Consider the following 11,340-nt stretch of genomic DNA (forward strand, 5'->3'; position numbering starts at 1 on the left):
GGGCCGGTCGTGGTGCGTCGCGACAAACGAATCAGCAGATCGCACCCGCCGACCTCCGCGCACATCGCATGCGCGCCGGACTTCAGTCCGCTTTCTTCGGACCTATTCCCTGAACCAGCAACGCGACCGCATGCCGCGCGATTTCCTCGCCGCCGACATTGCGCCGTAGCGGATCGTTACGCCACAGCTTCAATGTGGCGAGCGGCAGAATCGTCAGTCCCAGCAACGTGACGAACACCAGCGCGGGCTCCAGCCCCGCGTTCAGACGCCCTTCCTTCTGCCAGCGCGCGATGGACGACAGCGATGCCTTCTGATGCGCGTCGCCGAATCGCTCCTGCATGCGCTGGCGCAGCAGGCCGCCATCGCTGATGACCTCGCGCACCCACAGCGGCGGAAACCACGGATGGTCGCTCGCCACCCGTACCAGCCGCTGCGTGAGCTGCGTGATCGCGGCGACCGGATCGTCGGGGTTCTCCTGAAACGGCACGCCGAGGCCCGCGCGCAGCGGCGCGAAGCGCTCGTCGATCAGCACGTCGAGCAGTTGATCGCGCGTCTTGAAGTAGTAATGCATCATCGCCGGGGTGAAACCCGCTTCGCCGGCAATCTCGCCGAGCGTGGTCTCGACGATGCCCTGACGCGCGAACAGCGCGAGCGCGGCATCGAGCAGACGGGCCCGCTGCTCCGGTCCGCGCGCAGCGCCCGTCGGCCGACCGGGGCGCCGCGCGGGCGTGGCGGTTGCCGAAGTTGCCGAAGTTGCCGCGTTTGCAGGGCTCGTTGAATCGGCTGAGACGGCTTTCACGGAGCGCTTCGACGAATTGCTCGCCTTCACGGTGGCCGTGCCTGGCGGCGAGTTTTTCACCGCTGGGTCATCTGACGGGATCCTTGCCATTGCATTCAATTTGACGAGTGAAGCGATGTCGCATATATTAATCTCCGAATTAATTAATTTCAACACCCTGCTGCCATGGAACAATCGACCACGACTCATCCCGCCGAGCCTACGCGGCCGGACACACGGGCGGACTCGCCAGCCACTGACCACCCGCCAATCCGCCTGCTGTTTCCGGCGCTGCTGCTGGTCATGCTGCTCGCCGCGCTCGATCAGACGATCGTCTCGACCGCGCTGCCGACCATCGTCGGCGAACTCGGCGGGCTCAACAACCTGTCATGGGTGGTGACCGCCTACCTGCTCAGCTCGACCATCGTCGTGCCGCTGTACGGCAAGTTCGGCGATCTGTTCGGCCGCAAGATCGTGCTGCAGACGGCGATCATCGTATTTCTGGTCGGCTCCGCACTGTGCGGCGTTGCGCAGAACATGACCCAGCTGATCGTGCTGCGCGCGCTGCAAGGGCTCGGCGGCGGCGGTCTGCTGGTGGTGACGATGGCCGCGATCGCCGACGTGATCCCGCCGGCTGAACGCGGCCGCTACCAAGGCGTGTTCGGCGGCGTGTTCGGTCTCGCAACCGTGATCGGGCCGCTGCTCGGCGGCTTTCTTGTCGAGCATCTCACGTGGCGCTGGATTTTCTACATCAACCTGCCGCTCGGCATCATTTCGCTCGTCGTGATCGGCGCGGTCTTCAAGCCGCACGTCCGTCATGTGAAGCACACCATCGACTACATGGGCGCCGCGTTTCTCGCCGGCGCGCTCACCTGCATCATCCTGTTCACGAGCCAGGGAGGCACGATTCTGCCGTGGTCGTCGCCGCAGCTGTGGTTCACGCTGGGCATGGGCCTCGTGGCGATCTGGGGTTTCATTCACGAAGAACGCAGCGCGGTCGAACCGATCATGCCGCTCGAGCTCTTTAAACAGCGCACGTTTTTGCTGAGCAGTCTGATCGGCTTCATCATCGGCGTGTCGCTGTTCGGCTCGGTCACGTTCATCCCGCTCTATCTGCAAGTGGTGAAAGGCTCGACGCCGACGCAAGCCGGCATGCAGATGCTGCCGATGATGGGCGGCCTGTTCCTGATGTCGATGGTGACGGGCCGCATCATCAGCAAGATCGGCAAGTACCGCATGTTCCCGATCATGGGAACCTGCCTCGTGGCGATCGCGATGCTGCTGCTTTCGCGTCTGCAGATCGACACGCCGATTCAGGTGATGTATCTCTACATGGGCCTTCTCGGCTGCGGTCTCGGCATGGTGATGCAGGTGCTGATTCTCGCCGTGCAGAACACCGTCGAGTTCAAGCATATGGGCGTGGCCACTTCGGGCGCGACGTTGTTCCGTTCGATCGGCGGCTCGATCGGCGTGGCCGCCTTCGGTGCGGTGTTTTCGAACGGACTTGCCGCCCGCCTCGAAAAGCTGATCCCGCCCGACACCGAATTGCCGCATGCGTTAGGACCCGCCGCGATCCATCAGTTGCCTGAAGCGTTGCGCAACGATTATCTGCATGCATTCGCCGGTGCGCTGCACACGGTGTATCTCGCCGCCGCTTGCGTGGTGGTGCTGGCCTTCGCGCTCGCGTGGTTACAGAAGGATCATCCGCTGCGCAAGCACTGATCACGGTGGCGTTTTCTTCCCGCGCTTGATACAAGCGTTTAATGACGAGGTCGAACGCCACGCGCGTCGACCTCGTTCTGTTTTCACCGTCACGCAATTGCGTTGCGCAATCGCCGCAACTGATTCGCGCATGGCACCCGCACGAGGCTGCTTGAAAACGCCTAAAAAAAACCTTGCGCCCGCTCGTTCTGCCGGCATAGGCACTATTTCGTCGTACCCGCCAATGTGCGGTAGCGCACTTAAGATAGGTGCGAACGGCGATTGACGTTCTGAGCGAAACGCCACATATTGGAACCCAGCAGCGCAAGCGTGGGTTTGCGTCTCCAAGACTCTCCGGCGCATGTGGATCGTGATTCCGCGGACAAGGCTCCAGCTTCAACACGATCCGGAACATGCCGTAATGGCATCGTTTTCCACAGGTGGGTCCAAGGCATGTCCACCCAGACAGCACTCGGCCACAGTTTCCCAACGCCCTGCAAACGGTGCGGCGGTGCGCTGTACCGGCAAGTCGACTATTGCCCATATTGCGGCGCGGTGCATCCGCTCGACGAGAGCCCGCTCAAGCGCGCCGCGATGCCCAGCAGTCGGGCCAGCGCCATGGATCAACCCGCGCGGAAACTCGACGACGCACAGGATCTGCCTGATGAAGCCGACCTGACGGCTCACGCCGCACATCCCGACGAGGCAGTTCCTTCCGAAGGCGCAATCCATACAGCGCTTGTATCGAGCGATATGCCGATTCCGCCGTTCGATGACCTGCCGTATCCTCCACGCAACACGGGACTGACGATTCGTAGAGTGCTATATGCGATCGCGGCCGTTGTCGTAATTGGCCTGGCGTATGTCGCTTATGCACTATTCAGCGACAATGGCGATTCGGAGGACATCGGCGGCGATCAGACCACCGCAACTGCTGAGGACGCCAGAACGAGCACCGGCACGATCGCGCCGTTTGCACCGGCTCAGTCGAATCGTCCGGCTGCCGCGGTCAAGCCCGCCACTCCGGGCAGCGTTGCAAAGACGACGCCGGTCGCGCCAACACCGCCCGTCGCGCCGCCTGTAGCCGTCGCACCACCGGTAGCCGCTGCACCACCGGTAGCCGCTGCACCACCGGTAGCCGCTGCACCACCGGTAGCCGCTGCACCACCGGTAGCCGCTGCACCACCGGTAGCCGCTGCACCACCGGTAGCCACCGCGCCCGTCAAACCCGCATTGCAATTCCGCGATGCCGCGCAAGCCTTGCAATCGGCGCGGCTCGCGTTCCGCGCCAACAACCTGTCCGCCGCGCAAGCCGCACTCGGCGCCGCGCTAGCGCTGCAACCAGGCAACAGCGACGCGCAAAACCTGGCGGCCGAATTGAGGCCCCTGACCATGCGCCGCGACAGCGCGTTGCAGGCCGCGCAAGCGTGCGTCGCGCAGCAGTCGTGGCCTTGCGCGCGCCAGCACGCCAACGAGGCGCTTACGATCGACACCAGCAATGACGCGGCAAAGACCATTCTCGAACGCGTGATTCGCGAGACCGGATGGGCCCCGCTCAAGCCGCATGCCGCCACCTCCGGCCCGGCCGAAGGCAAACCGCTCGCGCAAGCGCAGCCCGCACCGGCATCGCAGCAGGTTCAACTGCAAACACCGTTGCCCCAAGGCATGCCGGCAACCGGCGAGCTTCTCGCAGCAGCGCCGCGCGCCGCGGCCGCGCGAACCGCCGGAGGCGGCGCGAATAGCGTCGACGCGCGCGAACGCGCGATCACCGACTCCGGCTGGAACCGCGCGCCTTCGAACGGCGGCAAGGTTTCCGCCAGCGCGCCACCCAGCCAGTCAGATTAGTTTGGATACCGAATCACATCGCCGCTATCCATGCCGATCGCACGCGTCATTGCGTGTGCTTTGAGCGGCAACAGACGGACACGGCCGTCGAAGCGCATTGAACATGACATGGCAACCGGCTCTGCGGTGCTTCACGCGCACTGACGCGCGAGGCTGTACAAACCTGACCGATAGGTAGATCGACCATGCTGAAGAGACTTCTGGCGGGATGGCTGGGGCTGGCGCTGATCGTCGTGTCTTCGCTGGCTGGCGCGGAACCGGCGCACTACAAAATCGTCACCGGTCCGGAACGCGGCACTTATATCCAGATCGGCCAGGATCTGTCGAAATGGGTGGCTCAGCCGGCCGGCATCGACCTGGACGTGGTGGCGTCGAAGGGTTCGGCCGAGAACGTGCAGCGCATGCGCTTCGAGCCCGGCGTGAAACTCGCGCTGGTGCAGTCCGACGTGTACCAGGCCTACATCGACATGGCCAACGCGGGCAACCCCGACGCGGGCACGACGATCCGCCCGCTGCGGCTCATCATGCCGCTCTACGACGAGGAAATTAACGTCGTGGTGCGCGCGGACTCGCCGCTGAAAACCTTCGCCGACATCAAGGACAAAACCATCAGCGTCGGCCTGTTCGGCAGCGGCACCGCGCAATCGGCGACGACGCTCTATCACCTGATGTTCGGCCAGGCGATTCCCGAGCAGAACGTCCAGCACCTGAGCAACGAAGACGCGCTGGCCGCGCTGATCGTGAAGAAGGTGGACGTGGCGATCATCGTGGTCGGGCAGCCGGCGAAACTGTTCAACGACATGAACCCCGATCTGCTGCAGCAGATCCGCCTTCTGAAGGCAGATCCCGCCGCGCCTGAAACCGCGCGCGCAAAGCAGACCTACTTCCCCGCGACGATCCGCGCAACCAGCTATCCGAACTGGCTCAAGGAAGACGTCCCCACGCTGACCGTGAAGGCCTTTCTCGTCACCTACGATTACGGCCTGCGCGATACCGTCGGCAACCTGAATCGCTTCGCCGACTCATTGTGCGCGAACTTCGACAATCTGCAGGAGCACGGGCATCCCAAGTGGAAGCAGGTGAAGCTCGAACTGCCGCCCCTCGTGCGCGGATGGAAATACTACGGGCCGGTCGAAAAGCATTTGCGCGCGTGTCTGACCAACCGGAGCGCGGCGGTGAGCGCGGCCGCCACACAAGCGGTGCAGAAGCCGCGTGCCGCCTGTTCGGAGCAGGAGCGCCTGCTTCTGCTGTGCAAGTAGCTTCACCTGAACCGCGGGACGCGCGCGTTCAGGCACGCTCCCGCTCTTTTTCGCCTGACCCGGCCGACGCCTCCATCGCCCGTTGCAGCACCTCGTACACCTTCGGGCGATTGCATTGCGACACGTTAAAGCGCAGAAAGCCGGCCGCCGATTGCGACGCGCTGAACACATTGCCCGGCGCGAATACCACGCTGTCAGCGAGCGCGTGACGCGCGATATCGGCGGCGTCGAGCGAATCCGGCAGGCGTGCCCACACGAAGATGCCGCCGCGCGGCCGCGTCCAGATCTCGAGGCCCGCATGGCCTAGACGCCTGAGCGTCTCGCCCATCGCGTCGGCGAGCTTCGCGCGCATCGATTCCAGATGCCGCCGGTAGGTGCCGTCCACGAGCATTCGATGCAGCACGCTTGCCGCGAGCTGGCCGTTGCCGAATGACGTCGCCAGCTTCAGATCGATCAGCGGTTCGATCCATTCGGCGCGCGCGGCGACGAAGCCGCAGCGCGCCACCGCGGACAGGGTCTTCGAAAAGCTGCCGATCGACACCACCCGCGCGAGCCCGTCGAACGCGGCAAGACGCGGCGCGGCTTCGTCTTCGAAGTCGGCGAAGATATCGTCCTCGACGATCAACAGATCGTGTTCGCCCGCGAGCTTCAGCAGCCGATGCGCGACAGCCGGCGCAAGCGTCGCGCCGGTCGGATTGTGGATTGCCGAATTGGTCACATACAGCCGCGGACGATGCTCGATCAGCACTCGCTCGAAGGCCGCCAGATCGGGCCCGGAAGGTGTGTAGGGCACGCTCACGATGCGCGCGCGATGCGCGCGCAGCAGCGCCTGGAAGTTGAAGTAGCACGGGTCGTCGATCAGCACGGTGTCGCCGGGTTCAAGCAGAAAGCGGCACACCAGATCGAGCGCGTGCGTGCCGCCGTCGGTCAGCACGATCTGCTCGGGCGGCGCTTCCACACCGTACTGCGCGAGCCGCCACGCGAGCTGCTGGCGCAGCGCGGGCAGACCACCCGGGCTCGCATAGTCGACGAGCGGCGACTGCGGATCGCGCGCCACCGCGCGCAACGCGCGGCGCACGCCGTCTTCCGGCAGCCATGAAGGAGGCATCCAGCCGCAGCCGGGTTTCAGCACTTTCGAACCCGCCTCCAGCGACTGGCGCGTGAGCCACAACGGATCGACCTCGCGATCCAGACGCGGTCCGAGATCGGCGAGCGCAAGCGGCGGCGCATGACCCGACACGAAAAAACCGGAGCCGCGGCGCGCGACGATCACCCCTTCCGCGACCAGCCTGTCGTAGGCATCCACCACGGTCGACTTCGATACGCCGAGTGTTTCGGTCATCGCACGGATCGACGGCACGCGGGCGCCCGGCATTAGCGAGCGGCTCGCAATGCGCTCGCGCAAACGGTCCATCACCGTGCCGACACGCGTGCCCGACGTGGCCCGGCTGTTCTCGCTTTCCGCCATCTGTACTGCTCCTTGTTCGGTACAGTATGTATAAATTGTACTGATCTGTAGCTTAACGTTTACGGCGGCGACGCGCATGCTATCCGTTCTATTTCACGGGCATATGGGCTCTTCCGATGGACAAGACAACGAACGGCTGGCTCAGCGGTCTCGCAGGCGTATTGATTTTCAGCGGCTCGCTGCCGGCCACGCGTCTTGCCGTGCAAGGCCTCGACCCGGTGTTTCTGACCGTCGCCCGCGCGACGATCGCCGGCACGCTCGGCCTGTTGCTGTTGCTGGTGTTTCGCCAGGCACGTCCCGCGCGTCGCGAACTGATTCCTTTGGTGGTGGTCGCACTCGGCGTGGTGGTCGGCTTTCCGCTGTTGACGGCGCTGGCCCTGCGCCATGTGAGCGCCGCGCATGCCGTCGTGTTCGTCGGCCTTCTGCCGCTCGCCACCGCGATCTTCGGCGTGCTGCGCGGCGGCGAGCGCCCGCAGGCGGCGTTCTGGTTGTTCTCGGCGCTCGGCAGCGGCGCGGTGGTCGCGTTCGCGTTGCGCCACGGCCTCGACGCGTCGCCGCTCGGCGACGCGCTGATGCTGGCCGCCATCGTCGTATGCGGCCTGGGCTATGCGGAAGGCGCGCGTCTGTCACGGCATCTCGGCGGCTGGCAGGTGATTTCGTGGGCCCTCGTGCTGTCGCTGCCGCTGATGCTGCCGCTCGCATGGTGGACCCGGCCTGCTTCGTTCGACGGCGTCAGTCACGCCGCGCTTTGGGGCCTTGCGTACGTGTCGCTGTTCAGCATGCTGATCGGCTTCGTGTTCTGGTATCGCGGGCTGGCGCTCGGCGGCATCGCAGCGGTCGGGCAGTTGCAGTTGCTGCAGCCGTTCTTCGGGCTGCTGCTTGCCGGCTTGCTGCTGCACGAACAGGTGCCGCCCGCGATGATTCTGGTTACCGTTGTGGTGGTGGCCTGCGTGGCGGGCGCACGGCATTTCTCGCGAACCGCGCCGGTGCGCCCGGCTGTCTGAACGGCGTGTCGGCCGCGGTTGCGGTTGCGGTCGCGGCCGGCGCCAATTTTCAGCACCGGACCCAGCGGGCCGCCGGTTGAATATGTCATCATCGCGATGATCGACCAACCACTGCGCCGCGACTTACGATGCCGACCGCTTTCGCTCAAACCTATCGAGTTCGCTCGCATCGCTGCTGCTAGAGACAACAGTGCGAGAAGATACGCAACGCTCGATGTGACCAGCGACGACTCACCACGCACACGCCGATTTTTGACTCGCTTCAAATCGGCGCGCAGGGCAGGCATAGTAAAACGTCTCATCACATTCACCGGCCACGACAGGAACACGCATGAGCACCACCGGCCCCGCGCCCGCCCCATCCCCGTCAGCGAACGCAACCAGCGGCACGCCGCCCGGCGCCCCGCACATCCGCGACGCCACCGAAGCCGATCTCTCCGCGATTCAGGCGATCTACGCGCATCACGTGTTGACCGGCGTCGCGTCGTTCGAAGAAACGCCGCCTTCCGTCGACGATCTGCGCACGCGGCTCGCGTCGGTGCGCAGTCACGGGCTGCCATACATGGTCGCTGAGATCGACGGCGAAGTCGCCGGCTATTGCTACGCGATGCCGTATCGCCCGCGCGCCGCGTATCGCAACACCATCGAAGATTCGATCTACGTGAACGACGCCTATCGCGGACGAGGCCTCGGCCGCGTGTTGCTGGAGGCGCTGATCGGGCGCTGCGAAACCGGACCGTGGCGTCAGATGATCGCCGTGATCGCCGATGGCGGCAGCGGCGGCTCGCTGTCGCTGCACAAGCAGTTGGGCTTCGACCTGACCGGCACGCTGAAAGCGGTGGGCTTCAAGCACGGGCGCTGGCTCGACACGACGCTGATGCAGCGCACGCTCGGTCCCGGCGACTCCACCTTGCCCGCCGACGTGAACGACGACGTGACGGATGACGTGGCCAGGCGCGGTGGCTGATGCACTGCGCTGGTAGCTCGCGAGGCAGCCGCGTTAATATCACCCAACGCCCAACATGCCGCTTCCTGTTCCGCCTTCGCCCGCCGGCTACATCGAACCGGCAAGCGCCGATGCTGCGCTGTGTTCAAGCGCGTACGTCATATTCAAATCTGCATTGCTTCGTTTGACCGGCGCGACGTCCATGCGACGATCCCCGAACGTCGCCGCAACGTGTTTCCAGCAGCGTCCAACCCGACACACGCACTGCATCTCGCGCACGGGCGCGGACCACGCTGGCCAGGTCGGCCTCGATCAGAAGATGGTCAAAACGTGGGTGCGCCGCTATCCGTACGGCACCACCGCCGTCAGCGACGAGATCGTGCGCTCGCAGCAGTTCGTCGCCGACGCGTTTTACGGCGCCCGCCTGATCCCGCAGAAAATTACCGTGAGGGACAACCTCTGGCAGAGCCCGGTAGTCGCAGCGGCGCTGGCGGCACAGTGAATCGCGGTGTGCCTGGTGCGCACGTTGCGCGTGCATGGCAAGCCAGCCGCGACGACGCTCAACGTGCGCGCGGCAGGCGCGTGAACAGCGTCGGATAGTCGATCACGAGGCCGTCTCCGTCCACCTGCAGGTTCGCCGTGAAGTTGCGGAAGATGCCCTCGTAGCGATACTCGCGATTCAACCCGATGCACCCATACGCCTGCTCGACGCGTGTGACCTGCAAATCCGGCGTCGCGATATAGGCGACTGAAATCGGCCGACGCTCGCCTTCGGCCAGTTGCAGCCGACGAATCGGCAGCGTGTTGGTGAACGGCGTGGCGGCGAGATCAATGTCGATGCAGCCTTCGATCGCGCTCAATACGAGGCCGTGACCATCGCGCCAGTGGCCCTCGCCGTCGCCATGCAGTTCCAGTTCGCCGCCGCCGACGATCTTCAGCCACGCATGCCGCGTGCGCCATTGCGCGTCGCAGCGCACCGTGTAGTGCAGCCCGTACGGTTTGCCGTAGCGCTGCCCGACCACCACGCTCTCCACTGCGAAGCCGTCCTCGCGCACGTCGAACGCCAGATGTTCGATACCGTCGCCCTCTTCCGATGCCCAACGTAGTTCACGCATCAGCCTGTCTCCTCGCGAAACGGCGCGGCGTGCGCGCCGGGCTCCTATCGTAGCGCGAAAGCCGGCGGGCCGCCGCCACATCGTGTCCGTTGTACGCGTATGTCGCAAATAGCCGCTATCAACGCGCGACGCTGCCCGAGGTGGCGTAGCTGGCCGGCGCGTGCCTGCTCGCCGCGTGGCTGCTGGCCGAGCCGCGCCTCGCGTGTGGGGCGCTGATGGGCGCGGTCGCGGCCAACGTCAGCGCGGTGCTGGCCGGCTATCGCGACGACGATACGCGCGCCGGGCTGCACGGTTTCAACGGCGCGCTGGCGGGTCTCGCCGCGTTCAGCTTCATCGCCGACCCTGCGACCGCTGCGGCCTTGGCGATTCTCGCCGCGACGGGCACCGCGTGGCTTCTGCAGCCGTGGTCGCGCTGGCTGCGCCTGCGTCGACCAGGTTACTTTTCGAGCCCGTGTCTGATCGTAACGTGGCTCTGGCTGCCCGTCGTCACTAACGGCACCCGGCAAACCGGCGTGGCCCCGCTGCACGCGCTGGGCGCGTCGCAATGGGCCGATGGCGTGCTCGCCGGCTTCGCGCAAACCGGCTTTGCGTCGGGCGCATTAGCTGGTTTGCTCGTGCTGATCGGAATTGCCACGGCCTCTCGCAGACATGCGCTGTGGGCGCTGATGGGCGCGGGGCTCGCGAGCGCCGCGCACCTGCTGCTGGGCGCAACCGCAAGCCCGTTCGACGCCGGCCTGTTAGGATTCAACGGCGCGCTCACCGCGCTCGCGCTCGTCGATGGCGGCGTCGTGTCGATGCTCGGCGGCGTTGCCGTTTCGGTCGTGCTGCAAGCGGCAGCGACTCACTTCGGCTGGCCGGCCATGACGGCGCCCGTCGTACTCGCAACGTGGTACATGCAGTGGCTCAGGCATAGGGTCACGCGTAGCGCCGGATCGTCCCGGACAGCGGTCGCCCGGTCACGACTCCAGCGGCGCGCGTGAATTGATACTCTGCGGTAGCATCACGCGTCAGTTCGCCCACGCTGACACTTCAGGCAATTTCAGCAACTATCTTGTAGGGGATCAGAGTAGGGGCTGAAGCGCTAATTCTGGTCGACTGCTCTGCATGGGACCAGAGTAAGCGCTAATGCGCTAACTCTGGTCGACTGCTCTGCATGGGACCGGAGTAAGCGCTAATGCGCTAACTCTGGTCGACTGCTCTGCATGGGACCAGAGTAAGCGCTAA

At 65.1% G+C, this 11,340-nt stretch carries 10 protein-coding genes; 7 read left to right on the top strand and 3 right to left on the bottom strand.

What is annotated here, in order from left to right:
- Positions 1-82: 82 nt before the first annotated feature.
- The gene (locus HV744_RS21035) at positions 83-889 is read right to left on the bottom strand and encodes a TetR/AcrR family transcriptional regulator (RefSeq protein WP_175151338.1); all 807 of its coding nucleotides are present in this window, start codon (positions 887-889) and stop codon (positions 83-85) included.
- A 75-nt stretch (positions 890-964) separates the two neighbouring features.
- Here HV744_RS21035 and HV744_RS21040 point away from each other — a divergent pair, with 75 nt between their 5' ends.
- The 3 genes from HV744_RS21040 (at position 965) to HV744_RS21050 (ending at position 5,583) form a co-directional block, all read left to right on the top strand.
- Positions 965-2,500, top strand: coding sequence for an MDR family MFS transporter (locus HV744_RS21040; RefSeq protein ID WP_175151339.1), 1,536 nt, complete (start codon positions 965-967; stop codon positions 2,498-2,500).
- A 432-nt stretch (positions 2,501-2,932) separates the two neighbouring features.
- Positions 2,933-4,324, top strand: coding sequence for a hypothetical protein (locus HV744_RS21045; protein ID WP_175151340.1), 1,392 nt, complete (start codon positions 2,933-2,935; stop codon positions 4,322-4,324).
- Between the two features lie 185 nt (positions 4,325-4,509).
- Positions 4,510-5,583 (top strand): TAXI family TRAP transporter solute-binding subunit, encoded by a 1,074-nt coding sequence (locus tag HV744_RS21050; RefSeq protein ID WP_175151341.1) that lies wholly within the window; start codon positions 4,510-4,512, stop codon positions 5,581-5,583.
- A 28-nt stretch (positions 5,584-5,611) separates the two neighbouring features.
- Here the strand turns inward: HV744_RS21050 and HV744_RS21055 are convergent, their stop codons facing one another.
- Entirely contained in the window at positions 5,612-7,051 is a 1,440-nt protein-coding gene (locus HV744_RS21055; RefSeq protein WP_175151342.1) for an aminotransferase-like domain-containing protein, read from the bottom strand.
- Between the two features lie 116 nt (positions 7,052-7,167).
- Between HV744_RS21055 and HV744_RS21060 the strand changes: the two genes are divergently transcribed.
- The 3 genes from HV744_RS21060 to HV744_RS21070 all read left to right on the top strand — a co-directional run bounded on the left by HV744_RS21060 (position 7,168) and on the right by HV744_RS21070 (position 9,503).
- Complete coding sequence (locus tag HV744_RS21060) at positions 7,168-8,055, top strand: DMT family transporter (protein ID WP_175151343.1); 888 nt, start codon at positions 7,168-7,170, stop codon at positions 8,053-8,055.
- A gap of 331 nt (positions 8,056-8,386) precedes the next feature.
- The gene (locus HV744_RS21065) at positions 8,387-9,022 is read left to right on the top strand and encodes a GNAT family N-acetyltransferase (RefSeq protein WP_175151344.1); all 636 of its coding nucleotides are present in this window, start codon (positions 8,387-8,389) and stop codon (positions 9,020-9,022) included.
- Positions 9,023-9,203: 181 nt separating this feature from the next.
- The gene (locus tag HV744_RS21070; protein WP_175151345.1) at positions 9,204-9,503 is read left to right on the top strand and encodes a hypothetical protein; all 300 of its coding nucleotides are present in this window, start codon (positions 9,204-9,206) and stop codon (positions 9,501-9,503) included.
- Positions 9,504-9,561: 58 nt separating this feature from the next.
- Here HV744_RS21070 and HV744_RS21075 read toward each other — a convergent pair whose 3' ends face one another.
- On the bottom strand, positions 9,562-10,116 hold the full coding sequence (locus tag HV744_RS21075; protein WP_175151346.1) for a putative glycolipid-binding domain-containing protein: 555 nt from the start codon (positions 10,114-10,116) through the stop codon (positions 9,562-9,564).
- A gap of 182 nt (positions 10,117-10,298) precedes the next feature.
- Here HV744_RS21075 and HV744_RS21080 point away from each other — a divergent pair, with 182 nt between their 5' ends.
- Positions 10,299-11,096: an urea transporter gene (locus HV744_RS21080; RefSeq protein WP_425497787.1), complete on the top strand. Its 798-nt coding sequence runs from the start codon at positions 10,299-10,301 to the stop codon at positions 11,094-11,096.
- Positions 11,097-11,340: the final 244 nt, after the last annotated feature.

The sequence above is a fragment of the Paraburkholderia ultramafica genome, assembly GCF_902859915.1.
In the GTDB taxonomy this organism is placed as follows: domain Bacteria; phylum Pseudomonadota; class Gammaproteobacteria; order Burkholderiales; family Burkholderiaceae; genus Paraburkholderia; species Paraburkholderia ultramafica.

Excerpts from the sequence above, each read along its gene's own strand:
- HV744_RS21060 (WP_175151343.1), top strand. The coding sequence starts at position 7,168 with ATGGACAAGACAACGAACGGCTGGCTCAGCGGTCTCGCAGGCGTATTG.
- HV744_RS21035 (WP_175151338.1), bottom strand. The coding sequence starts at position 889 with ATGGCAAGGATCCCGTCAGATGACCCAGCGGTGAAAAACTCGCCGCCA.
- HV744_RS21055 (WP_175151342.1), bottom strand. The coding sequence starts at position 7,051 with ATGGCGGAAAGCGAGAACAGCCGGGCCACGTCGGGCACGCGTGTCGGC.
- HV744_RS21070 (WP_175151345.1), top strand. The coding sequence starts at position 9,204 with ATGCGACGATCCCCGAACGTCGCCGCAACGTGTTTCCAGCAGCGTCCA.
- HV744_RS21050 (WP_175151341.1), top strand. The coding sequence starts at position 4,510 with ATGCTGAAGAGACTTCTGGCGGGATGGCTGGGGCTGGCGCTGATCGTC.
- HV744_RS21075 (WP_175151346.1), bottom strand. The coding sequence starts at position 10,116 with ATGCGTGAACTACGTTGGGCATCGGAAGAGGGCGACGGTATCGAACAT.
- HV744_RS21045 (WP_175151340.1), top strand. The coding sequence starts at position 2,933 with ATGTCCACCCAGACAGCACTCGGCCACAGTTTCCCAACGCCCTGCAAA.
- HV744_RS21065 (WP_175151344.1), top strand. The coding sequence starts at position 8,387 with ATGAGCACCACCGGCCCCGCGCCCGCCCCATCCCCGTCAGCGAACGCA.
- HV744_RS21040 (WP_175151339.1), top strand. The coding sequence starts at position 965 with ATGGAACAATCGACCACGACTCATCCCGCCGAGCCTACGCGGCCGGAC.